This window comes from Planomonospora parontospora (assembly GCA_014647935.1).
Classification (GTDB): domain Bacteria; phylum Actinomycetota; class Actinomycetes; order Streptosporangiales; family Streptosporangiaceae; genus Planomonospora; species Planomonospora parontospora.
The window spans coordinates 1-22,727 of sequence record BMQD01000037.1; the positions used below are offsets into that span (position 1 = coordinate 1).

Genomic DNA, 22,727 nt, shown 5'->3' on the forward strand with positions numbered 1-22,727 from the left:
TCCGGGGTGGTGGCGTGGGAGCTGGGGTGGTCCCGGGACGGGGTGGGCCGTCCTTCGGGGGGCGGTCCTTCTTCCGTTTCCCCGGGCTGCTGCCCTCGGGTGTTCTCAGGTTTCCGGACGGTCGGGAGCCCGCCGCCGGTACGGTGGGCAGCCATCGGCGGTATCGGAGTTCGGGCCTATCCGTCTAGGACTGGCCCCGTCCGCCGTCCCGCTCGGCGGCGACGTGCAGCAGCGGTTCGATCCGGAACGGGATCTGCACCGACAGGGCGACCGTGGTGTCGGTGCGCTGCACGGCGGGAGACGCCAGGACGCGGGCGATGATCTCCTGCAGGTCCGGGGTGCTCCGCGCCACCACGCGGCAGAGCAGGTCGGACTGACCGCTGGTGCCGTACACCTCGAGGATCTCGGGCAGGGCCCGCAGCGCCCGCACGGCCTCGGCCAGCCGGCCCTGGGCAATCTGCAGGGAGACGAAAGCCAGGATCGGGTAGCCGATGCCCTCAGGGGTCACGGTGGGGCCGAAGTCGGCGATGACGCCGCGTGCGGTCAACTTGTCCACCCGCGCCTGCACGGTGCCGCGGGCCACGCCGAGCAGGCGGGCGAGCTCGGTGAGTCCGATCCGCGGGTGGGCGCGCATGGTCACCAGGAGTCGGCTGTCCAGCTCGTCGATGACCATGTCGCCAGACTAGGCGATATGACCAGTGAGAACCAGGCACGACCAGGCGATCTTGCGCAGATCGCCCACTTTTAATGCTCGCTCTTGCCAGCGAATCCGAGAATTGCTGTCATTTCATTCATGTTCGAGGAAGCACAGTACTTCGCGCCGGTGGCGGCCAACGACGACGGCACGGTCGAGGTCCAGCTCGCCGCGAGTCATCCCGGTTTCGCGGACCCCGTCTACCGGGCTCGTCGCAACGCCATCGCAGCGCTCGCCGTCGGCTACGTGCCCGGCACGCCCATCCCGACGGCCGAGTACACCGAGCAGGAGCACGAGGTGTGGGCGATCGTCAGCCGGGAGCTGGCGCTCAAGCACCGCAAGTACGCCACGGCCGAGTACCAGCGGGCCGTGACGCGGCTGGGACTGCCGGGTGACCGCATCCCGCAGCTCCAGGAGGTGGGCGACCTGCTGGAGCCCCTCACCGGGTTCCGGTACATCCCGGCGGCCGGGCTCGTCCCGCTCCGGGACTTCTACGGGGTCCTGGCGGACGGGCTCTTCCACTCGACGCAGTACATCCGCCACCACTCCACACCGCTGTACACCCCCGAACCCGACGTGATCCACGAGGTCATCGGGCACGCCAACGCGCTGGCCTCCGACCGCTACGCGGCGCTCTACCGGCTGGCCGGGCAGGCGGCGCGCCGGGTCGAGAGCGACGAGGCGCTGGAGTTCGTCTCGAAGGTCTTCTGGTTCACGCTGGAGTTCGGGGTGATGACCGACGACGGCGAGCTGCGGGCGTACGGCGCGGGCATCCTGTCGTCCTACGGCGAGATCGAGGAGTTCCGGGGGATGGACATCCGCCCGCTGGACCTCGCGGCCATGGGCACCACCCACTACGACATCACGAAGTACCAGGACGTGCTGTTCCGGGCGGACTCGCTGGCGCATCTGGAGGACGTGGTCGGCGGGTTCTGGGAGAGCTGCGACGACGAGGCCGTGCTCCGGCTAATCGCCGAGGGGCGTCAAGGCTAGGTAGCTCACCGGCCCGCGGTTCCAGGAAACCGCCTCCGTTCGGCAGGCGCCCTTCTCACCCATCCTCATATGCCGCATTAATGGGATAAGTCCGATTCGTGGCTTCATGGGGAAGGCGGTGAGGGCGATGACGCGTCCGCGAGGTCCGTCCGCCGTGGCCGCGGCCGTACTGGTGCCCGCGTTGGTCTGCGGATGCGTGTCCCAGCGGGCCGCCTCCCGGGGCGCGGGGCAGGCGCGCGCGGGCCCACCGCCCGCCGTCGTCTGGCCGGCACCGTCCGCGGCCGCCGCGCCACCGGGGCCGCCCGAGATGTCCGGGGCCGAGCTCACCCGCACGCTGGACCGCTTCCTGGGGGCGCACGGCGGCGACATCACAGCCGCCGTGCGGGACCTGTCCACGGGCAGGGCCTATCACTACCACCCTGACCTGCAGCTGCCGACCGCCAGTACCTCCAAGGTCGACATCCTGATGGCGCTGCTGCTCCGGACGCCCTGGCGGGAACTGGGCACGGCGGCGCGGCGCGACGCCGACCGGATGATCCGCCTCAGCGACAACGACGCGGCGGACCGGCTGTATGAGCGTATCGGCCTGGAGACGGGACTGGCCGAGGCGAACCGGAGGTTCGGTCTCGAACGCACCTACGCGCCGCCCGGCCGGTGCGTCGACCTCTACTGCTGGGGGATCACGCGGACCACCGCGGAGGACCAGCTCCGGCTGCTCGCGGCGCTGGTCACGGAGACGAGCCCACTGAGGGCGGAGGACCGCGGACAGGTGGTCCGGTTGATGGGGGAGGTGATCCCCGAGCAGCGCTGGGGGATCAGCGCGGCGGCATGCGAGGGGGACCGGGTGGCGCTCAAGAACGGCTGGCTGCGGCGAGTGTCGAACGGGCGCTGGGTGGTCGTGAGCGCCGGGCTGATCAGAGGGCGCGGCCACGACTACGCCGTGGCGGTGCTCACCGAGGACAACGGGAGCATGGGCGCGGGCGTGCTCAGAGTCGAGGGTACGGCCGAGCGGATGCTGTCCGCGTTCCGCGGCGAGGGGGAATGCCGCGACGACCGGCGGGCCGGTGGGAACGGGAGGAACGGGGAAGGCCTGGAGCGCGGAAAAACGCGGGGAAAGGCGCCGGGAACGGCAAAAAGCCCCTGACGGGTGAGTGTCGTTGGCCAGACGACTCTCACGTCAGGGGCTTCCGCGCCGTTTCCGAGATAATTCACACCGGGCTGTTCCGGCCGGCCAGGATGGCCCGGAGGCGAATCATCTCCGAACGGCACCGCCCGGTATGGGAAGCCGGGCGTGCGTCATCGCCTCTAAGGGAGAGGATCAGTTGTCGATGATGCCGAGAAGGGCGAGGTCGATGAGGTCGTTCAGGATCTCGTTGTGGTTGCTGTCGTCGACGTAGGTGAAGTTGGGACGCTGCTTGTCGTCCCAGTCACCGGCCGACGCGACACCGGCCGTGGCCAGGCCCGCGAAAGCGGCGATCCCGGCGATGGCCGCACCTGCGAGAATACGACGGATCATGTTGCTTCCTCCATGGAAACGAAACGGGGAACTTCTGGAGACTCCTGCTGTAAGCCGTGTCCGGCTGACCGCTCGTTGTCGCGAATAAACATCTCGCACCGGCCGCGCGGCTTCAACGAATTAGCGCCAGGTTTCGGTCAAGGGCTGATGGCGCTTCTTTTGAAGTGAGCCGGTAGCGGGAGTATCCGGGTGATTTCCCGCGCCGATCGGAGATGATTGGAATATTTCACGGCCATGGGGCCGGGTTGTTTCGATCGACCGGTTCGCGTGAGTCGTCCGACCGCTTCGGGCGGCGCGGCGCATCGCGGTTCCCTCCGCGGCGTTCTCCGGCGCCTTCCCGGTGTTCTCGGCCCGGCACTTCCCCGTGTTCTCGGCACTTCCCGGCCGTGCCGGTTCGCCGTTCCGCTGCCGGCGTCCTCCCGCCGGTCCGGAGGGAGGACACGGGCGAAGGCGCGGTCAGCCGTGCTCCACCAGGCGGTATCCCACGCCGCGCACCGTCTGGATGAGCCGGTCGTCGTTGTCCCCGAGCCGGGCGCGCAACCGCTTGACGTGCACCGCGATGGTGTTGGTCGAGGTGGCGTCGGTGGAGTGCCACACGTGCCGCATGATCTGCTCGCGGGTGACCGTGCGGTGCGCGTTGCGCATCAGGTAGTGCAGCAGTTCGAACTCGCGCAGCGGCAGGTGGACGATCCTGCCGCCGACCCTCACCTGGTAGGCGTTGACGTCGAGTTCCACGTTGCCGACCACGAGCGTGCGGCGGATCCCCGAGTCGCCCTCGATCGCGGCCTGCACGAGAGGGAGGAGCTCGGGCACCCGGTACGGCCTGGCCACGCAGGCGGTGGCGCCGGCCGTGAGCGCCTGGACGGCCTGCTCGGCGTGGCTCTCGCCCACACCGAGCAGAACGGGCACGGCCCGCGCCAGCCGTACGGCGCGGATGAACTCCACCGCGCCGATGACGGGCAGCGAGGCGCTGACGAGTACGACGTCGGGCCGGAGCGCTCCGGCCTGCAACAGGGCCTGGGCGCCGTCGGAGACGCCCAGGACCTCCACGCCCTCGCGTTCGAGGGTCACGGCGAGTTCCTCGACCAGGGCCGACTCCGGATCGGCCACCAGCAGCATGGGCGCGGTCCGCGTGTCCCCGTCCACTTCGGGTGCCGTCTGCGGCTGGATCACCCGGATCCTCCAAGTAGGGGTATGTGGTTCAGCCGAAGCGGCCGGTGATGTAGTCCTCGGTCCGCTTGTCGCTCGGGTTGGTGAAGATGCGGCTGGTCTCGTCGAACTCCACCAGGCGGCCGTGCCGTACTCCGTCGGCGTCCACCTCGGCGGTGAAGAAGGCCGTGCGGTCGGAGACGCGGGCCGCCTGCTGCATGTTGTGGGTGACGATGACGATCGTGTAATCGCGCGTCAGCTCCTGCATCAGGTCTTCGATCTTGGTGGTCGCGATCGGGTCGAGGGCCGAGCAGGGCTCGTCCATCAGGATCACGTCGGGCTTGACCGCGATGGCCCGGGCGATGCACAGGCGCTGCTGCTGACCGCCGGACAGGGAGAGCGCGTTCTGCTTGATCTTGTCCTTGACCTCGTCCCAGAGGGCCGCCTTGGTCAGCGCCTCCTCGACGATGTCGTCCATCTTCCCCTTCACGCCGTTGACCTTCGGGCCGTAGGCGATGTTGTCGTAGATCGACTTGGGGAAGGGGTTCGGCTTCTGGAAGACCATGCCGATCCGGCGGCGGACCTCGATCGGGTCGACGTGGTCGCCGTACAGGTCCTCGTCGTGGTAGAGGATCTTGCCGGCCGCGCGGGCTCCGGGGATGAGGTCGTTCATCCGGTTGAAGCAGCGCAGGACGGTGCTCTTGCCGCAGCCGGACGGGCCGATCATGGCCGTGATCTCGCGGTTGCCGATGGTCATGTCGACGCCGCGGACCGCCTCGTAGTCGCCGTAGAAGACGCTGAGACCGGAGACGGTGAAGACGGGGTCGAGGGCTTCGATGGTGCGGGGGACCTCGGGGCCTCGCACGGAGACGTTCGGCACGGAGACTCCGATCTCAGCGGTCCCAGAAGTCGGCATGGGATTGCGGGGCACAGCGGTCCCGGTCGGCAGGGGGTTGCGGACGTCAGACATTGCGTTTCTCACCAGCGCTTCTGGTAGCGGTTACGGAGCCAGATGGCGACGGAGTTCATCAGCAGCAGGATCGCGAGGAGGATCACGATCGCGGCGGCCGCGAGGATGGCGAACTCCTCCTGCGGGCGGGCGATGAAGCTGTAGATCTGCAGCGGCAGCACGGTGAAGGTGCTCCAGACGCCCTCCGGGTTGAACCGGACCAGCGTCGCGGCGCCGAGCATCAGGAACGGCGCGGCCTCGCCGATCGCGCGGGAGAGCGCCAGGATCGAGCCGGTCGCGATGCCGGGGACGGACGCCGGGAGGACCTGCCGGTAGATGGTCTGCCACTGGGTCGCCCCGAGTGCCAGCGAACCTTCGCGGATCGACGGGGGCACCGCGCGGATGGCCTCACGGGCGGAGATGATCACGATGGGCAGCACCAGCAGCGAGACGGTGAGCGCACCCGTCATGACGGTGAAGCCGAACTGCATCCACCGGGCGATCATGCCGAGGCCGAGGATGCCGTAGACGATCGAGGGCACCGCGGCCAGGTTGGAGATGTTCAGCTCGATCAGCCGGTTGTACCACTTGGTCTTGTCCGCGTACTCCTCCAGGTAGATCGCGGCCAGGATCCCGGTGGGCAGCGCCATCAGCGCAGTCAGGCCGATGATCCAGAGGGTGCCGAGGATCCCGGACTGGATGCCGGCCGTCTCCGGGCGGCGGATCGAGGGCTGGTTCTCCCAGAGCGTCGAGTCGAGCCGGGGCCAGCCCTCCTCGACCACGTAGACGATCAGCATCGCCAGGAAGGCGATCGCGATCGCCAGGCTGGCCAGCAGCGCGATGCGGAACAGGTGCTCCCTGAGCGGGCGCCCCTTGCTCGCGAGCTGTACGGCGGAGCGCGGCGTGGAGAGGATGGCCATCAGTCGTAGACCTCGCGATACTTCTGGACCATGCGGGCACTGAGGTAGTTCATGGCGAAGGTCATGACGAACAGCAGCGAGCCCACCGCGAAGATGGTCTTGTAGGCGGTGGAGCCGACCGATGCGTCACCCGAGCCGGCCTGCGCGATGAACGCCGCCATCGTGGCCATCTCGTTCGCCGGGTTGAGGGTGAAGACGGACTTGAAACCGCCCGCGATCGCGACGATCATCGTCTCGCCCGCGGCCCGGGAGACCGCCAGGATGATCGCGGCGACGATGCCGGAGAAGGCGGCCGGGACGACGACCCGCACCGAGGTGATCATCTTGGAGGCGCCGAGGGCGTAGGAGCCCTCCCGCAGGCCGTTCGGGACCGCGGCCATCGAGTCCTCCGAGAGCGACGCGACGATCGGGATGATCATCACGCCGACCAGGAGGCCGGCGCTGAGCGCGTTCTTGCCGTCCAGGCCCAGGAACGGGAACACGTCCTGCAGCAGCGGGGTGACGAAGGTGAGGGCGAAGAAGCCGAAGACCACGGTGGGCACGCCGGCCAGGACCTCCAGGACCGGCTTGAGGACCTTGCGGACGCGCGGGGTGGCGTACTCCGACAGGTAGATCGCGGAGGCCAGGCCGAGCGGCACGGCGACCACGATCGCGATCAGCGTGATCTCGAGCGTGGCGACGATGATCGGCCAGACTCCGAACGCCGGCGGGTTGAACAGCGGTCCCCAGGTGGTCGAGCCGAAGAACTCACCGAGGCCGACCTCGGAGAAGAACTCGATGGTCGGCTCCAGCAGGGCCACCACGATGCCGACGGTGGTCAACACCGAGACCAGGGCCGCCAGCAGCAGGACGACCTTGACGGCGAGCTCGCCGTAACGCGGGCGCGACCGCGCCAGGGACCCGGAGGTCCTTGGCGCGGCCGTACGGTGCTGTGCCGACATCAGCCCTGGCTCTTCAGGGACTCGAGGTCGGACTTGAGCTTGGCCTCCTGCTCGGGGTTGAGCGGGATGAACTTCGCGTCCTTGGCGATCGTGCCGATGTTCGCCACGTAGTAGTCGAGGAACGCGGCGACCTCGGGCCGCTTCACCGCGGCGGCCGACGGGTAGACGAACAGCGGGCGGGCCAGCGGGGTGTACTTGCCGCCCTGGGCCGCCTCGACGCTCGGAGCGACGCAGCCGCTGCCGGAGTCGATCTCGATGGCCTTGAGCTTGTCGGCGTTCTCCTCGAAGTAGGTGAAGCCGAAGTAGCCCAGGCCGCCCTTGGCGCCGAAGACGCCGGTGACGATGTCGTTGTCGTTCTCCGAGGGGCTGTAGTCCTTGCGGCTCGCGCCCTCCTCACCGTTGATCTCGTCGGTGAAGTAGTCGAACGTGCCGGAGTCGGTGCCCGGACCGTAGAGCTTGAGCTCCTCGGCGGGGAACTTGGGGTCGACGTCCTTCCAGGTCTTGACCTTGCCCTCGGCCGCCGGCTCCCACATCTTCTTGAGCTGGTCGGTGGTCAGGCAGGTGGCCCAGTCGTTCTCCTTGGAGACGACCACGGTCAGGGCGTCGGTGGCCACCGTGAGCTCGGCGAACTTGATGCCCTTGGCCTCGCAGGCCGCCTTCTCCTCGTCCTTGATCGGGCGGGAGGCGTTGGAGATGTCCGTCTCGCCGTTGCAGAACTTCTCGAAGCCGCCGCCGGTGCCGGAGCTGCCGACCGGCACCTTGACCTGCGGCTGCTCCTCGCCGAACAGCTCGGAGGCCGCCTGGGTGAGGGGCGCCACGGTGCTGGAGCCGTCGGTCTTGACCTCACCGCTCAGCGCGGCGCCCTGGGACTCGCCCGGGGCGGCGGCGGCGGAGGAGGTGCCTTCGCTGGTGGGCTTGGCGTCGCCGCCGCAGGCCGCCGCGAGGGAAACGACGAGCGCGGCCGTCGCCACCGCGCTGAGGCGGCGCTGTCCACTGGTCACGGTTATGTTCCTTCTCCGTAGTGAGATCCGTTCTCGATGGCTCCGATGAAAGCGAGCGAAAGTGAACGGAAGTGAAACGACCAATGACCGGAGCCGGAAGACGTGAGCATTGCCGTGTGAATACCGTTCCGGGTGATCTCCATGGCTCTCACATGGGGATTCGCGCCCGTGGAGGGTGACGGGAGAACCCTGGGCGTGACAGGGGAACCCAGCGTCCGAGGGCGCCGGGTCACGGCCGGACGGGCGCGGTCGGACCGGCGGGCGCACATCGGCGGGCGCGAACCGGCGGTGCCGGAGGGGCGGAAGGCGGAGCGGGCGGACGCGGACCGGCGGGCGCGCATCGGCGGTGCCGGAGGGGCGGCACGGGTGGGTGGAATCGGACCGGCGGTGCCGGAGGGGGCGGACCGGTCGGGTGGCTCAGACCGATGGGGTGAGCGGACCGCCGAGGCGCTCGAGGACCTCGCCGTGCAGGGAGCCGTTGGTGCAGACCAGGCTCCCGCCGTCCAGGCCGGGGACACCGGACAGGTCGGTCCAGGTGCCGCCGGCCTCCTCGACGATGACGGTCAGTGCCGCGATGTCCCAGGGGGAGAGCTCGGGCTCGGCGGACAGGTCCACCGCGCCCTCGGCGACCATCATGTGGGACCAGAAGTCGCCGTAGGCGCGGCTGCGCCAGACGGAGCGGTTCAGCTCGAGGAACCGGTCGAGCCTGCCGGCCTCCTCCCAGCCGCCGAGGCTGGAGTAGGAGAAGGAGGCGTCCTCCAGGCGGGTGACGGAGGAGACCCGGCAGGGGGTGGCCTCGGCCAGGCTCCTGCCGGTCCACGCGCCGCCGTCGCGGGCGGCCCACCAGCGGCGGCCGAGTGCCGGGGCGGAGACCAGCCCGACGACGACGCGGCCCTGGTCCATCAGGGCGATGAGCGTGGCCCAGACGGGCACGCCGCGCACGTAGTTCTTGGTGCCGTCGATCGGGTCGACGATCCATGAGCGCGCGCCATGGCCGGTCGCGCCGAACTCCTCGCCGATGATCGCGTCATGGGGGCGGGCGCGCCGGAGGGTGTTCCGGATCGCCTCCTCGACCGCGCGGTCGGCGTCGCTCACCGGGGTCAGGTCGGGCTTGGTCTCGACCCGCAGGTCGACGGCCCTGAACCGGCGCATGGTCATGTCGTCGGCGGCGTCGGCCATGACGTGGGCGAGGCGGAGGTCGTCGTTGTAACCCGTCACGGAGGGCAACGCTATCGCGTCGGCGTGCCGTACAGGAGGGGCGGTGCATGTTCGGGAGGGGCGGACGGGTCTGGCCCTCGGGCCGAGGTGCACCGGCGGCCCTCGTCCGGCGGCACGACGGACGGACGGTCTGGACGGCGCGCGGACTCCGGCGCAGTACTTCATTACCCACGAGTAGCATCTAGGGCATGACCTTTGACGTGGGTGCCTTCATGCTGCAGAGCGTGCCGTTCGCGCGGACGCTGGACATCGCGTTCGAGAAGGTGGAGCCAGGCCTCGCGGTCTGCCGGATGCCGGACCGGTCCGACCTGCACAACCACCTGGGCGGTCCGCACGCCGGCGCCCTGTTCACCCTGGCCGAGTCCGCCTCGGGCGCCGCGATGCTCTCGGCCTTCGGCGACCAGCTGTCGCGGGCGACCCCGCTGGCCGCGAGCGCGGCGATCCGCTACGTGAAGCTCGCGATGGGCGAGGTCGTGGCCGAGGCCCGGCTCCAGGCGGACCGGGAGGAGGTCGTGGCCCTGCTCGACGCCGGCCGCCGGCCCGAGTTCGACGTCGCCGTCGGCATCAGGACCGCCGACGGCACCCCGGTCGCGGAGATGACCGTCGCCTGGACCCTGCGCCCCAACCGCTGAGGCTATGCCTCCGGACGTGCTCTCCGGGTCCGGCGGTCGTCCGCGCGGTGAACCCCGCTCCAGGCCCGCCTGCCGGGCGCAGCAGGACGACCCCGGGCCGGGCGGAGGCGTCAGGGGGCGTCAGGGGGCGTCCGGCCGCCGGTCGTCGTCGGGGGCGCCCTCGCGGATGGCGAGCAGGCGGCGGAGCGAGACGAGACGGGCGGGGTCGGCGCGGCCGGCCGCCACCCATCCGTCCAGGGCGCACTCCTCACCCAGGTGGTTGCAGCCCTTGGGGCACTCGACCGTGCCCTCGACCAGGTCGGGGAAGCCCGCCAGCACGGTCTCGACCGAGACGTGGGCCAGCCCGAAGCTCCGCACCCCCGGGGTGTCGATGATCCAGCCGCCGTCCGGGAGCGCCAGGGCCACGGCCGAGGTGGAGGTGTGCCGGCCCCGGCCGGTCACCGCGTTGACGTGCGAGACGGCCCGGTCGGCCCCCGGCACCAGGGCGTTCACCAGTGTCGACTTGCCGACTCCAGAGTGCCCGACGAGCACGCTGATGCGGTCCCGCAGCCGCTCCCGGACCTCGTCGAGCGTCCCCCCCTTGCTGACCACGACGTACGGCACGCCGAGCGGTGCGTACAGCGAGACGAGCTCCTCGGGCGGCGCGAGGTCGGACTTGGTGAGGCAGAGCAGGGGCTCGATGTCGGCGTCGAAGGCCGCCACGAGCATCCGGTCGATCATGCGGGGCCGCGGCGGCGGGTCCGCCAGCGCCGTGACGATCACGAGCTGGTCGGCGTTGGCGACCACGGGACGCTCGATGCCGTCGGTGTCCTCGGTGTCGTCGGCGGAGCGGCGGAGCATCGAGGCGCGCGGCTCCACGCGGACGACGCGGGCCAGCGTGTCGGGCGCGCCGGAGACGTCGCCGACCAGCGAGACCCGGTCACCGACCACGATCCCCTTGCGGCCCAGCTCGCGGGCCTTCATCGCGACGACGAGCCGGCCGTCGTCCCCGGCTCCCGAGGCCCGGTCCCTGGCCCGGCGCCGCTTCTCGCCGGCGGAGGGCCCGGCGGTCACCAGGCACGTGTAGCGGCCCCGGTCGACCGCCACGACGAACCCCTCGACCGCGTCCTCGTGCGCGGGACGGAGCCGGGTCCGGGGCCGGGAGCCCTTGCCCGGCCGGACCCTGACGTCGTCCTCGTCGTACTGCCGCTTCCTCAGCGGTCGCCTCCCAACATCCGCGCCCACATCGAGGCGAACTCCGGCAGGGTCTTGCCCGTGGTGGCGATGTCCTCCACCAGCACCCCGGGTACGGCCAGGCCGATCACCGCGCCGGCCGTGGCCATGCGGTGGTCGGCGTAGGAGTGGAACACCCCGCCGGTGAGCGGGCGGGGCCGGATCTCCAGCCCGTCGTCGGTCTCGTTCGCGTCGCCGCCCAGCGCGTTGATCTCGGCGACCAGCGCGGCCAGCCGGTCGGTCTCGTGCCCGCGGATGTGCGCGACGCCCCGGATCCGGCTGGGGGAGTCGGCCAGGGCCGCCAGGGCGGCGATCGTCGGGGTCAGCTCGGCGACGTCGCGCAGGTCGGCGTCGATGCCGGAGATCCGGCCGGTGCCGGTGACCGCCAGCCCGTCGGCGGTGAACGCGACGGAGGCGCCCATGCCGGCCAGGAGCCCGCGGAGCTGGTCGCCGGGCTGCGTCGTCTCGGCGGGCCAGCCGGGGATGACGACCGTGCCGCCGGAGACCATCGCGGCCGACAGGAACGGCGCCGCGTTGGACAGGTCGGGCTCCACGGTGAAGTCGGTGGCCCGGATCGGACCGGGCTCGACCCGCCAGACGTCGGGCTCGGAGTCGTCGACGTGCACGCCGCGCTCGCGGAGCATCTGGAGCGTCATCCGGATGTGCGGCTGCGACGGGATCGGCGGCCCGGAGTGCCGGACCGTCACCCCCTTGGGGAACCGGGCGGCGACCAGCAGCAGGCCGGAGAGGAACTGCGAGGAGCCGGACGCGTCGAGCACGACCTCCCCGCCGGTCAGCGGTCCCCGTACGGTGAAGGGCAGCGCGTCTCCGGTGACCTGCGCGCCCAGGGCGCGCAGCGCGGCCAGGATCACGCCCATCGGGCGCTTGCGCGCGTGCGGGTCGCCGTCGAAGGAGACCTCGCCGTCGGCCAGTGCGGCCATCGGCGGCACGAAGCGCATCACGGTGCCGGCGAGGCCCACGTCGATCCGCCCCCCGGCGGTGACCGGCCCGGGGACGACCGTCCAGTCGAGGCTGGAGCCGCCCTCGTTGGAGGAGGTCATCGTGGTGCCGAGCGCGCGCAGGGCGTCGGCCATCAGGTCGGAGTCGCGGCTGCGCAGCGCCAGCCGTACGGTGCCGGGGCCGTCGGCCAGCGCGGCGAGCAGCAGCGCGCGGTTGGTCACGGACTTCGATCCCGGCACCGGGACGGTCGCGTGGACGGGTTCGGTCGCGGTCGGGGCGGGCCACAGCGGAGCGGACGACATGTGATGAGCCTACCGAGACCGGCCCGCCGGACGGGAAACGCCGTGGGCGGCGGAGCGGGGGTGTCGTACGGGAAGCGCCGTGGGCGGCGGAGCGGGGTGCCGGGCGCGGAACCGTGCGGCCGAAGTGGCGGAGGGGGCGCCCGGGAGGCGCGGGAGGTGGCAGAGTGGGGACATGTGCGGAAGATTCGCGTCTGCGCGGGGTAAGCAGCAGCTGCTGGAGGAGTTCGAGGTCGAGGTCGACGGGGCCGCCGACGCCGAGCTCCGGCCCGACTACAACATCGCGCCGACCAAACCGGTCTACACCGTGCTCAGCCGGGCGCCGAAGGGCGACGCCGAGGACGGCCGGGCGGTGCGCCAGCTCCGCGTCATGCGCTGGGGGCTGGTCCCGTCCTGGGCGAAGGACCCGGCGATCGGCTCCAAGATGATCAATGCGCGGGTGGAGACCGTGGCGGAGAAGCCCTCGTTCCGCAGGGCGTTCAAGGAGCGCCGGTGCCTGGTCCCGGCCGACGGCTACTACGAGTGGGCCGTGCTGGAGGAGACCGACGCCAAAGGCAGGCCGAAGAAGCAGCCCCACTACATCCGGCCGGCGGACGGCGGGATCATGGCGATGGCGGGGCTGTACGAGTTCTGGCGTGACCGGGGCCGGCCCGACGACGACCCGGACGCCTGGCTCGTGACGTGCACCGTCATCACCACCTCCGCCGTCGACGCGGCGGGCAGGGTGCACGACCGCATGCCGATGCTGATCGAGCGCGACCGGTGGGGCGAGTGGCTCGATCCCGGGGTACCCGACGCACAGGGGTTCCTCATCCCGGCCGGTTCGACGGGGCTGGTGGCCCATCCCGTCTCCACCGCGGTGAACTCGGTCCGCAACAACGGGCCCGAGCTGATCGAGGCGCTGCCGGAGGAGTGAGGGCGGGCGCCGGGGCCGTCCGGGAAAACGGCTGGTGGCCGGTGTAAGAAGCGCGTGGAGCGGGCATCCGGTGAGGAAAGCGAATCCTCCGGCCGAACCCCCCGCGGCGACGCGGTCCGGGGACGCCGGGGGAGCCCACCCCTCGTGCCCGGCGGGAGATCCGGGGAATCCCGCCGAAGGCCGCCCCCACGTCCCGGAGGTGCGGGTCCGTGAACGACGCGACCGCGCGTGTGCGCCTGGAGAGCATGCTCAGCGAGCTCGACCGCTCCATCGGAATCCTGCGGGGGGACCCCGCGGCCCTGCGCGACCGCTCGGCGGCGGACGCCGGGTCCGACCTGGTCGACGCGGACCGCAACCAGGCCATGCTGGAGGTGGCCACCCGGCACCGCCGTTCGGTCCTGGAGGCGCTCAGGCGGATCGACGACGGGTGCTACGGCCTGTGCGTGGACTGCGGCCGGCCGGTGCCGGAGGGCAGGCTGGAGGCGCGTCCCGAGGCCTCCCGGTGCGTGCAGTGCCAGTCCCGCAGGGAGCGCCGCCGCTGACCTCCCGGACGCCGACGCGGCCGCCACCGCCTCCTGGCCGCCGCCCCGCGGTCCGTCAGCGGCCCGGTCCGTCAGCGGCCCGGCCCGTCAGCGGCCCGGCCCGTCAGCGGCCCGACCCGCCGGTCGGCCGTCCGGGGTCGGGCGACCGGGTCGGTCGTCCACCGTCGCGTCGGCGGGCCCGCCGGCCTCAGACCCGCCGGGCGCTGGCGACCAGGTGGATGCCCACGGTGTCGTCGTCGTCCGGGTGGGCCTCCAGCTCGGTGCGGACCAGCCAGTTCAGCGCGCGGGAGTCGGCCGCGAGGACGTGGTCGACCGTCGAGGGGGACAGCACCGTGCGGGGCCGTATCCACTCGACCTCCAGCCCGGCCTCGGTGAGCAGCTCGCGCAGCTGGGCGCTGCTGAAGCAGCGGGTGATGCTCCCGTCGGGCCAGGGCACGAGCATGACCTCGCTGGTCTGGCGCAGGTGGGCCCAGTAGTTCTGCTCGGCGAGGATCGCCATCCCCAGCACCAGGGAGTCGACGCAGACGAGCGCCCGCCCGCCGGGGCGCAGCACCCGGGCGACGTCGGCGAGCGCGGACTCGGCCATGAGCTCCAGGGACATCGACCGGTCCTCGGCGAGCACGGCGTCGACGCTGCCGTCGGGGAGGAAGCGCAGGTCGTCGGCGCGGACCTGGCGGACCCGTTCGGCGTCGCGCAGGACGGGCTGGCCCTCCACCGCCACCGCCCGGCGGAAGTCGACCACCTCGATCACCCGGTGCCCGGCCCGGGCGGCCTGCGCGGACCAGCGGCCCTGACCGCGGGAGAGGTCGAGGACGACGGAGGGGCTCCGGGGGAGCCAGCGGTTCAGCTGCTCGGCGACGACCGCGCGGTAAAAGGTCCAGTACGGCCCGAGCGTTCCTGAGCCGTTCAGCTCTTCGGCCGGGATGGGCAGCACAAGCGGCTCCTGGCGTCGGGGTTCCGGTGGTCTGAAGCTACCTGCCGGTACGTATGTTTTTCCCCGTACCGGGTCGTTCGTCACCTTCCATCTTGAGGGAACAGACGGCCGGACGGGCGTGTTGCCAACGAACAGCGCACACCCTTCCGGGAGGTTGGCAAGCGAATGCTCGCGTTGATCGAACCCGTCGCCCGCCCCGGTGACCGGCCTTTCCCTGGCGAGCGGGTATCCTCCGCTCAGTACGGTGTCCCGCGTGAGCCGGACTCCGGAGATCCTAAGGGGGTGGGTCCGGTCCCTGCGACAGATGCGGAGACTCTGGAACAGCGGAGCGAGCGGTTCGAGCGGGACGTGATGCCCTACCTCGACCAGCTCTACTCCGCCGCGCTCCGGATGACCCGGAATCCCGCGGATGCGGAGGACCTCCTCCAGGAGACCTTCGCCAAGGCCTTCGCCTCCTTCCACCAGTTCCAGGAGGGCACGAACCTCAAGGCCTGGCTCTACCGCATCCTCACCAACACCTTCATCAACAGCTACCGCAAGAAGCAGCGGGAGCCCAAGCAGGCCGGCACCGAGGAGATCGAGGACTGGCAGCTGGCGAGGGCGGAGTCGCACACCTCGACGGGGCTGAAGTCCGCCGAGATCGAGGCGCTCGACCACCTGCCGGACAGCGACGTCAAGGACGCGCTGGCGGCGCTCCCGGAGGACTTCCGGATCGCGGTCTACCTCGCCGACGTCGAGGGCTTCCCCTACAAGGAGATCGCCGAGATCATGGGGACCCCCATCGGGACCGTGATGTCGCGGCTCCACCGTGGCCGCCGTCAGCTGCGGACGCAACTCGAGGACTACGCCCGGGAGCGTGGCCTGGTTCCTGCGGAGGGTGCAAAGTGAGCTGTGGAGATCACCACGACACGGACTGCCGCGAGGTCCTGGACAAGGTCTACACCTACCTCGACGGCGAGCTCGACGAGGGCGACTGCGCCGACATCCGCCAGCACCTGGACGAGTGCGGCCCGTGCCTGCGGGAGTACGGCCTGGACCAGGTGGTCAAGCAGCTGGTGGCCAGGCACTGCGGCTGCGACGCGGCGCCCGAGGACCTGCGGGCCAGGATCCGCGACCGGATCGATCAGGTCCGCGGCGAGCTGGCGACCTGACCCCTGGGACCTCTCGCACGTGCGACGCAGCGCCCGAGGCCGGGATCCGCGGCGAGCCCGCGACCTGACCCCTAGGATCTCTCGTACGACGGCGGCCGCGCGGGCAAGCGGGTGAGCCCTCCCCGGAAGAGGTGAGAGGCCCCCGCGGGAGCCCGGCCGCGGCCAGGCAACGAGAGCGGGGGTCGGCATGCGGGTGCTCGTCACCGGAGGGGCCGGGTTCATCGGGTCGAACCTGGTGGACCGGTTGCTGGCGGACGGTCACGAGGTCGGGGTCGTGGACGACCTGTCCTCGGGGAGCCGGCGCAACCTGGCCGGGGCGGAGGGGGACCCGCGCTTCAGCCTGCACGAGATGGACATCCTCGACCCCGCGCTGGCCGGTCTGGCCACCGACTTCCGGCCGGAGGTGGTCTGCCACCTCGCCGCGCAGATCAGCGTGCGCAAGAGCGTGGCGGACCCGGTCCGCGACGCCCGGCTCAACGTGGAGGGCACCGCCGCGGTCCTGTCCGCCGCCCGCCGGGGCGGCACGCGCAAGGTCGTCTTCGCCTCCTCCGTAGCGGTGTACGGCCGTCCCGCGGTCATCCCGGTCCCCGGGGACGCCGCGACCGACCCGCGTTCGCCGTACGCCGCCTCGAAGCTGAGCGCGGAGGTCTATCTCGCCGCCTTCAAGGCGCTGCACGGCATCGACTACACCACCCTGGTGCTCTCCAACGTCTACGGTCCCCGCCAGTCGCCCGAGGGAGAGGCCGGGGTGGTCGCGATCTTCACCGACGCGCTGCTCAACGGGGCCCCCACCGTGGTCTACGGCGACGGCACGCAGACGCGCGACTACGTCTACATCGACGACGTGGTGGACGGTTTCGCCCGCGCGTGCGGGGAGGCGGGCGGCGGCGGGCGGTTCAACCTGGGCACCGGGGTGCAGACCACCGACCGGGAGCTGCACACCCTGGTCGCGACGGCGGCCGGGGCGGCCGACGAGCCGGGGAGCGCGCCCGCACGACTGGGAGACCTGCCGGCGATGGCGGTCGACCCCGCCCCCGCGGCCGAGGCGCTCGGCTGGCGGCCCCGGACGGATCTGGCGACCGGGCTGAAGCGCACCGTCGAGTGGGCGATGACCCGCTCCGCGGCCCGGCAGGGATGACGGCGGACGGCATCCGCGCCGTCCCGTCGGCCAACTCCTCGTGCTGGGTTGGTTACGCTTTGCTTGCGATTGCCGGTCCGTCCTGCCGGATCCGATTCGCTTCTGTAGCCTGAGACGCGAAATCAACGTGGAGGCAGCGCATGTCGAAGGAAACGGTCAGCCGGGCGCACCCGGGGATCTCCTGGACCTGAACACGCGCCCGTAGGACCCCTAGGGTGGCCGCATTGCGTGGACTGCCATGGTTTGCCAAGGTCTACCTTGTCGCCGTGATCGGGACGGCCTTCGGGCTGCTCGTCCACGGCGTGGCCGGGAACGGCAGGATCGAGCAGCTCGAATGGTCCACCCTGCTGGTGCTGGCCCTGCTGTTCCTGGTGTGCGAGTCGATGCCGACACTCCTCAGTGTCAGGCAGGCCGCGGTCTCGGTCAGTTTCTCGGCCGCGCTCGCCGCGGTGGTGCTGACGGGTCCCGAAGGCGCGGCGCTCGTCGGCATGACGGCCGTGCTCAGCGTGCGCCCGGGGCTGCCGCTGGTGAAGCGGCTGTTCAACGGCGCGCAGTTCGCGCTCTGCGGCTACGTGGCGGGCTGGGTCTACGAGAGCCTGCTCGGCCGGCCCGCCGGGGTGCCGGGCGTCGGGGGCGGCGGAGGCGTCGAGTTCAGCGACCTGATCGTGCCGTTCGCGGGCGCGGCGGCGGTGTTCGTGCCGCTGAACTTCGTGCTGATCGCGCTGGTCCTGGCGGCGACCGGCCAGGCCGACCAGGTCCCGCTGCGCGGACTGGCCCAGTTCATGGTCTCCTACCTGGGATACGCCACCTTCGGCCTGCTGATCGCCGGGCTCTGGACGACGGTCAACTCGATCGCCGCGGTGCTGGTGCTGATCCCGCTGTTCGTCGCCCGCTGGGCCTTCGGCCAGTACCTCGCCCAGCAGCGCTCCTACGACGCCACGATCGCCGCGCTCTGCCAGGCGGTGGAGACGAAGGACTACTACACCCGCGGACACTGCACCCGCGTCTCCCGGGCCTCGGGGATGATCGCCGAGGAGATCGGGATGGGCTCGGAGCGGCTGCGCGCGATCCGCTACGCCGGGATGCTCCACGACGTGGGCAAGCTGGGCGTGCCGACGAAGGTGCTGCAGAAGGAGGGGCCGCTCACCGAGGAGGAGTTCGCCGCCATCCAGCTCCACCCGATGCGGGGACTGGAGATCGTGCGGGGCATCGACTTCCTGGACGAGGCCTTCGCCGGGATCATGCACCACCACGAGCGGCAGGACGGCAGGGGCTACCCGATGGGGCTGGCCGGTGACGAGATCCCGGAGTTCGCCCGGATCATCGCGGTGGCCGACGCCTTCGACGCGATGACCTCCGACCGCTCCTACCGCAACGCGCGGTCGGTCGAGGTCGCCACGGAGGAGCTGCGCAAGGGGGCGGGCGCCCAGTTCGACCCGGTCATGGTGAACGCCTTCCTGCGCGCCCTGGACCGCCAGGGGTGGGAACCGCCGTGCAAGGTGGCGGCCCCGCCGGCGGACGCGGCGGAGACCACCACCAAGGACCACGACGACCCGACCGCCCCGATCCAGGTGGTGTCGGACGTGACCACGGGGACGGAACGATGACGAACACGGCCGCTCTCACGGCCGCGCGGGCGTTCCGGCGGCTCGACTCCGGGCAGGTCCTGCTCATCTCCGCGGCGGGCCTGATGGCGCTGGCGGGCGTGGCGTACACGGCGGCGGTGGGGCTGGTCCAGGCCGAGTTCGCCATCGGGTTCGGCGCGCTGATCGCGGCGGGGGAACTGGCCAGGCTCACCATGCCGGGCAACCGGGAGGTGGCTCCGATCGGAGCCGCCGCGGCGCTCGGCTACACCCTGCTGCTGGACGTGGGGACCACCCGGGCGGAGCATCCCGCCCTGCAGGTCGTCGCGGTGACGGCGGTCGGGATGGTGGCCGGGGCGCTGCCGCACCTGGCGGTCGGGCGCCCGCCGCAGCTCGACGCGCTGGCCCGCAGGCTCCTCACCGGCTCCCTGCTGGCCATCGCCTACCGCCCGCTGGCCGAGCCGCTCCGCCTGACGACCCTCCCGCCCGACGGGAGCTGGACGCCCGCGCTGGGCGTGATGACCGCGTTGATCCTGGTGACGGTGCTGGTGGACGTGTTGCTGGCGGCCGTCCTGCGGGCGGAGCAGGTGCGCGCCGCGTTCGCGGTGGCCGTCCGCGACGAGCTGCGGATGGCCGCCCCGCTGGGCACCGCGGTGGCGGCCTCCGGCGTCCTGCTGGCGCTCGCCTCGCACAGCATGGACATGGCCGCACTGCTGGTCTTCGCCGCTCCGCTGCTGGTGACCCAGGTGGCCTTCCGCAAGTACGCGGGGATCCGGGCCACCTACCTGCAGACCGTGCGGGCGCTCTCGCAGGTGACCGAGGTGGCCGGCTACGTCGAGCCGGGACACTCGCGCCGGGTGAGCCGCCTGTCGGTCGCCGCCGGGCGGGAACTGGGCATGGCGGAGCCCGAACTGCTGGAGCTGGAGTACGCCGCGCTCATGCACGACATCGGCCAGCTCTCGCTCCGCGACCCGATCCCCGGCGGCGCGACCGTGCTCACCGACCCGGCGCAGGCGCGCCGCATCGCCGAGCTGGGCGCCGAGGTGATCCGGCAGACGGGGGTGCTGGACCGGGTGGCGGAGATCGTCCGCCGCCAGTGCGAGCCCTGCGGTACGGCGCCGCCGCTGTCGAGCCGCATCATCAAGGCCGCCAACGCCTACGACGACCTGGTCGGCGGCTCCACCGACCGTGACCGGGCGGGGGCCGCGCTGGAACGGCTCCGACTCGGTTCCGGAGTGGAGTACGACCCGGCCGTCGTCGAGGCGCTGGCGCGGGTCACCGGGCGTCTCGCCCGCTACTGATCCGCTCACGAGGTGCGCTCTCACGGCTTGTCGCACCGGGGTTTCCCGCCCCGCGCATTGTAAGTTTCCTACAGTTCGCGCCGCTGTGATCAGTGGCGTCGGGCGAAAGGCTGTGCCGAGATCTCGGCCATAGGGTGGAGCGGTCGAAAGGGGCCACTACGTGTTCGAGTCTGTCCTGGTCGCGAACCGAGGCGAAATCGCCCGGCGCGTCATTCGCACGGTCCGCCGCATGGGGGCGAGGGCCATCGCGGTGTACTCCGAGGCCGACGCGGACCTGCCGTTCGTGAAGGAGGCCGACGAGGCGATCCTGTTGGGTCCCGCCAATCCCGCGCAGAGCTACCTCGACGCGGGCAAGGTGATCGAGGCCGCCCGCGCCTCCGGCGCGCAGGCGGTCCACCCCGGATACGGCTTCTTCTCCGAGAACGCGGACTTCGCGCGTGCCGTGATCGACGCGGGGCTGGTCTGGATCGGCCCCTCGCCCGAGGCGATCGAGCGGATGGGCGACAAGATCAACGCCCGTAACCTGATGGAGGCCGCGGGCGTGCCCGTCGCCGCCGGGACCAGGGAGCCGGTCACCGACCTGGAGCAGGCCGTGGCCGCCGCGGCCGGGATCGGCTACCCGGTCATGGTGAAGGCGGCCGGTGGCGGCGGCGGCATCGGGATGGGCGTCGCCCACGACGAGGCGGGGCTGACCAAGGCCTTCGAGACCGCCGCGCGCGCCGCGGCGCGGTTCGGCGGAGCCGAGGGCGGTCCCGCGATCCTGCTCGAGCGCTACATCGAGCGCGCCCGTCACGTCGAGGTGCAGATCCTCGGTCTCCCGGACGGGAGGGTCGTCGCGCTGGGCGAGCGGGACTGCTCGGTGCAGCGCCGCCACCAGAAGGTCGTGGAGGAGACCCCGTCCCCCGGCATCACCCCGGAGCTGCGCGAGCGCATGCTGGCCGCGGCCGTACGGGCGGGCGAGGCCGTCGGCTATCTGGGCGCCGGGACCGTGGAGTGCCTGGTCGACGCGGACGCGCAGGACTTCGTGTTCCTGGAGATGAACACCAGGCTCCAGGTCGAGCACCCCGTCACCGAGCTGGTCACCGGCGTGGACCTGGTGGAGCAGCAGCTGCGGATCGCCGCGGGCGAGGCGGTGGACCTGCGGGTGGCCCCCGCCGGGCACGCGATCGAGTTCCGGGTCTACGCCGAGGACCCCAAGCGGTTCTTCCCCGGACCCGGCAAGATCGACGTGTGGGAGGAGCCGTCCGGGGAGGGCGTGCGGATCGACTCCGGCTACGCCGCCGGCAACACGGTCACGCCGTTCTACGACCCGCTGATGGCCAAGCTGTGCGTCTTCGGCCGGACGCGGGACGAGGCCCTGGAGCGCGCCCGCAAGGCGGTGGCGGGCTTCCTGGTCGAGGGCCCCAAGAACAACCTGCCGTTCTGCGCCGAGCTGCTGGAGCACCCCGAGTTCGTCTCCGGCGACTACGACACCGGACTGGTGTCCCGTATGAGGGCCTGATCGTTCTGGCACAGTTGGAAGGTGCGGGCGGCGGGCCGGGCACGGAGGATCGGGCGCGTACGGCGCGGCATGACTCGTCCCTGCTCCGGCGGAGGCCGGAGCGGGCGCGATCGTTGACAGTGACAGTGATGGGAGTTCCCGGTGGCTGAAGTACGCGCGGAGATGGTGGCGAACGTCTGGAAGGTGCTCGTCAAGGAGGGCGACACCGTGGAGGACGGCGACACCCTGGTCATCCTGGAGTCGATGAAGATGGAGATCCCGGTCATCGCGGAGGACGACGGTGTGGTGGCGCAGCTCAAGGTGGCCGAGGGAGACGTCATCCAGGAGGGCGACCTCATCGCCGTCATCGAGTAGCCCCCGGCCGGAGCCGCGCCGCGCGGGAGGCGACCGGCCGGGGTGCGGCGGGTGCGGTCGGCGGACGTGCCGGCGAGGGAGCGCTCGCGGTCAGCGGACGTGCCTGGCGAGGAAGCGCTCGCGGTCGACGACCACGCGCTCGATCGTCCCCGTCGCGACGGTCGCCTGTCCGTCGCGTGCGGTGAAGGCGAAGACCAGCCGGCGGCCGTCGACCTCGGTGAGCTCGGCGGAGATCTCGACGTGGGCGCCGATCGGGCTGGCCGCCAGGTGCTCCAGGGCGACCCTGGTGCCCACGGAGGTCTGGCCGGGCCCGAGGACGTCCGCGACCGCCTGGACGGTGGCGCGTTCGGCGAAGGCGAGCAGGCGGGGAGTGCCCAGCACGGGGACGTCGCCGCTGCCGACCTTCACGGCGGTGTCCTCCTTCTCCACCATGATGAGCAGCCGGGAGCGCAGACCGGGAGCGAGCGTCATGCGCGTCAGCATAGGGTCTGAGCCGTGACCTCATACTGCGATCACTGCGGTCTCCCGGCCGATGCGGGCGAGCACGCGTCCTGCCTCGCCGCGCGGGCGATGGAGCCGCCGCGCTACTGCTCCCGCTGCCGCCGCCGGATGGTGGTCCAAGTGACCCCGCTGGGCTGGTCAGCCCGGTGCGTGGAGCACGGCACGCTCAGCGGATGACCGGTCCGCGAGCCGCGCCGGGCCGCTCCGCGGCGGAGGACGCGGGGCTCGCCGTGACCGGCGCCGGGCCCGGCGTGGAGGGGGCGGATTTCCCGTTGCGGACCGGGCCGTCCGACTGGACGTGGCAAAATATGTAAATACCCCC

General features: G+C 71.6%; 25 protein-coding genes. 13 read left to right on the plus strand and 12 right to left on the minus strand.

The features are described from left to right. Positions 1–184: 184 nt before the first annotated feature. Positions 185–673 carry an Lrp/AsnC family transcriptional regulator gene (locus tag IEZ07_RS32215; protein ID WP_191898262.1) on the minus strand — a complete coding sequence of 163 codons (489 nt, stop codon included), beginning with the start codon at positions 671–673 and terminating at the stop codon, positions 185–187. A 120-nt stretch (positions 674–793) separates the two neighbouring features. On the opposite strand from IEZ07_RS32215, the gene IEZ07_RS32220 reads away from it, so the two are divergent. After that, positions 794–1,687: a phenylalanine 4-monooxygenase gene (locus IEZ07_RS32220; RefSeq protein ID WP_068897779.1), complete on the plus strand. Its 894-nt coding sequence runs from the start codon at positions 794–796 to the stop codon at positions 1,685–1,687. A gap of 127 nt (positions 1,688–1,814) precedes the next feature. Beyond that, a complete protein-coding gene (locus IEZ07_RS32225) occupies positions 1,815–2,831 on the plus strand; it encodes a serine hydrolase (RefSeq protein WP_191898263.1) in 1,017 nt (338 codons plus the stop codon). 174 nt (positions 2,832–3,005) lie between these two features. Here IEZ07_RS32225 and IEZ07_RS32230 read toward each other — a convergent pair whose 3' ends face one another. From IEZ07_RS32230 to hisN, 7 genes are all read right to left on the minus strand, one after another. Beyond that, complete coding sequence (locus IEZ07_RS32230) at positions 3,006–3,203, minus strand: hypothetical protein (RefSeq protein ID WP_068897777.1); 198 nt, start codon at positions 3,201–3,203, stop codon at positions 3,006–3,008. Positions 3,204–3,659: 456 nt separating this feature from the next. Further along, positions 3,660–4,376: a response regulator transcription factor gene (locus IEZ07_RS32235; protein WP_191898264.1), complete on the minus strand. Its 717-nt coding sequence runs from the start codon at positions 4,374–4,376 to the stop codon at positions 3,660–3,662. 28 nt (positions 4,377–4,404) lie between these two features. Then, positions 4,405–5,268, minus strand: a complete 864-nt coding sequence (pstB, locus tag IEZ07_RS32240) for a phosphate ABC transporter ATP-binding protein PstB (RefSeq protein WP_068897775.1) — start codon at positions 5,266–5,268, stop codon at positions 4,405–4,407. Positions 5,269–5,330: 62 nt separating this feature from the next. Next, complete coding sequence (pstA, locus tag IEZ07_RS32245) at positions 5,331–6,221, minus strand: phosphate ABC transporter permease PstA (protein ID WP_191898266.1); 891 nt, start codon at positions 6,219–6,221, stop codon at positions 5,331–5,333. Continuing rightward, on the minus strand, positions 6,221–7,162 hold the full coding sequence (gene pstC / locus IEZ07_RS32250; protein ID WP_191898267.1) for a phosphate ABC transporter permease subunit PstC: 942 nt from the start codon (positions 7,160–7,162) through the stop codon (positions 6,221–6,223). Before pstC ends, pstA begins: the two co-directional genes overlap by 1 nt. Continuing rightward, a complete protein-coding gene (locus tag IEZ07_RS32255) occupies positions 7,162–8,163 on the minus strand; it encodes a PstS family phosphate ABC transporter substrate-binding protein (protein WP_204054738.1) in 1,002 nt (333 codons plus the stop codon). Before IEZ07_RS32255 ends, pstC begins: the two co-directional genes overlap by 1 nt. 417 nt (positions 8,164–8,580) lie before the next feature. Continuing rightward, positions 8,581–9,381 carry a histidinol-phosphatase gene (gene hisN / locus IEZ07_RS32260; RefSeq protein ID WP_191898268.1) on the minus strand — a complete coding sequence of 267 codons (801 nt, stop codon included), beginning with the start codon at positions 9,379–9,381 and terminating at the stop codon, positions 8,581–8,583. A gap of 188 nt (positions 9,382–9,569) precedes the next feature. On the opposite strand from hisN, the gene IEZ07_RS32265 reads away from it, so the two are divergent. Beyond that, positions 9,570–10,013 (plus strand): DUF4442 domain-containing protein, encoded by a 444-nt coding sequence (locus IEZ07_RS32265; protein WP_191898269.1) that lies wholly within the window; start codon positions 9,570–9,572, stop codon positions 10,011–10,013. A 120-nt stretch (positions 10,014–10,133) separates the two neighbouring features. Here IEZ07_RS32265 and rsgA read toward each other — a convergent pair whose 3' ends face one another. Together rsgA and aroA are read right to left on the minus strand one after the other, a co-directional pair. Then, positions 10,134–11,210: a ribosome small subunit-dependent GTPase A gene (gene rsgA, locus IEZ07_RS32270; RefSeq protein ID WP_191898286.1), complete on the minus strand. Its 1,077-nt coding sequence runs from the start codon at positions 11,208–11,210 to the stop codon at positions 10,134–10,136. Then, complete coding sequence (aroA, locus tag IEZ07_RS32275) at positions 11,207–12,487, minus strand: 3-phosphoshikimate 1-carboxyvinyltransferase (RefSeq protein ID WP_191898270.1); 1,281 nt, start codon at positions 12,485–12,487, stop codon at positions 11,207–11,209. Before aroA ends, rsgA begins: the two co-directional genes overlap by 4 nt. Positions 12,488–12,659: 172 nt before the next feature. Between aroA and IEZ07_RS32280 the strand changes: the two genes are divergently transcribed. Then, positions 12,660–13,400 (plus strand): SOS response-associated peptidase, encoded by a 741-nt coding sequence (locus tag IEZ07_RS32280; RefSeq protein ID WP_068897769.1) that lies wholly within the window; start codon positions 12,660–12,662, stop codon positions 13,398–13,400. A gap of 209 nt (positions 13,401–13,609) precedes the next feature. After that, positions 13,610–13,942, plus strand: a complete 333-nt coding sequence (locus IEZ07_RS32285) for a TraR/DksA family transcriptional regulator (protein WP_084008406.1) — start codon at positions 13,610–13,612, stop codon at positions 13,940–13,942. Positions 13,943–14,129: 187 nt separating this feature from the next. Here IEZ07_RS32285 and IEZ07_RS32290 read toward each other — a convergent pair whose 3' ends face one another. Further along, positions 14,130–14,876, minus strand: coding sequence for a class I SAM-dependent methyltransferase (locus IEZ07_RS32290; RefSeq protein ID WP_191898271.1), 747 nt, complete (start codon positions 14,874–14,876; stop codon positions 14,130–14,132). Positions 14,877–15,158: 282 nt separating this feature from the next. On the opposite strand from IEZ07_RS32290, the gene IEZ07_RS32295 reads away from it, so the two are divergent. The 7 genes from IEZ07_RS32295 to IEZ07_RS32325 all read left to right on the plus strand — a co-directional run bounded on the left by IEZ07_RS32295 (position 15,159) and on the right by IEZ07_RS32325 (position 21,904). Continuing rightward, the gene (locus tag IEZ07_RS32295; RefSeq protein ID WP_068897767.1) at positions 15,159–15,764 is read left to right on the plus strand and encodes a sigma-70 family RNA polymerase sigma factor; all 606 of its coding nucleotides are present in this window, start codon (positions 15,159–15,161) and stop codon (positions 15,762–15,764) included. Continuing rightward, a complete protein-coding gene (gene rsrA, locus IEZ07_RS32300; protein ID WP_068897766.1) occupies positions 15,761–16,027 on the plus strand; it encodes a mycothiol system anti-sigma-R factor in 267 nt (88 codons plus the stop codon). Before IEZ07_RS32295 ends, rsrA begins: the two co-directional genes overlap by 4 nt. 187 nt (positions 16,028–16,214) lie before the next feature. Further along, positions 16,215–17,165 carry an NAD-dependent epimerase/dehydratase family protein gene (locus tag IEZ07_RS32305; RefSeq protein WP_191898272.1) on the plus strand — a complete coding sequence of 317 codons (951 nt, stop codon included), beginning with the start codon at positions 16,215–16,217 and terminating at the stop codon, positions 17,163–17,165. A 269-nt stretch (positions 17,166–17,434) separates the two neighbouring features. Continuing rightward, a complete protein-coding gene (locus tag IEZ07_RS32310) occupies positions 17,435–18,772 on the plus strand; it encodes an HD-GYP domain-containing protein (protein ID WP_231647402.1) in 1,338 nt (445 codons plus the stop codon). Beyond that, positions 18,769–20,049 carry an HD-GYP domain-containing protein gene (locus IEZ07_RS32315; RefSeq protein ID WP_068897763.1) on the plus strand — a complete coding sequence of 427 codons (1,281 nt, stop codon included), beginning with the start codon at positions 18,769–18,771 and terminating at the stop codon, positions 20,047–20,049. Before IEZ07_RS32310 ends, IEZ07_RS32315 begins: the two co-directional genes overlap by 4 nt. 160 nt (positions 20,050–20,209) lie before the next feature. After that, on the plus strand, positions 20,210–21,550 hold the full coding sequence (locus IEZ07_RS32320; RefSeq protein ID WP_191898273.1) for an acetyl-CoA carboxylase biotin carboxylase subunit: 1,341 nt from the start codon (positions 20,210–20,212) through the stop codon (positions 21,548–21,550). Positions 21,551–21,691: 141 nt separating this feature from the next. Then, positions 21,692–21,904: a biotin/lipoyl-binding carrier protein gene (locus tag IEZ07_RS32325; protein WP_153054295.1), complete on the plus strand. Its 213-nt coding sequence runs from the start codon at positions 21,692–21,694 to the stop codon at positions 21,902–21,904. A 90-nt stretch (positions 21,905–21,994) separates the two neighbouring features. On the opposite strand, the gene IEZ07_RS32330 is transcribed toward IEZ07_RS32325, so the two are convergent. Further along, positions 21,995–22,375 (minus strand): thioesterase family protein, encoded by a 381-nt coding sequence (locus IEZ07_RS32330; RefSeq protein ID WP_230882420.1) that lies wholly within the window; start codon positions 22,373–22,375, stop codon positions 21,995–21,997. A gap of 24 nt (positions 22,376–22,399) precedes the next feature. On the opposite strand from IEZ07_RS32330, the gene bsaP reads away from it, so the two are divergent. Beyond that, the gene (gene bsaP, locus IEZ07_RS32335; protein WP_068897759.1) at positions 22,400–22,582 is read left to right on the plus strand and encodes a biotin synthase auxiliary protein BsaP; all 183 of its coding nucleotides are present in this window, start codon (positions 22,400–22,402) and stop codon (positions 22,580–22,582) included. The last annotated feature ends 145 nt before the right edge of the window (positions 22,583–22,727 follow it).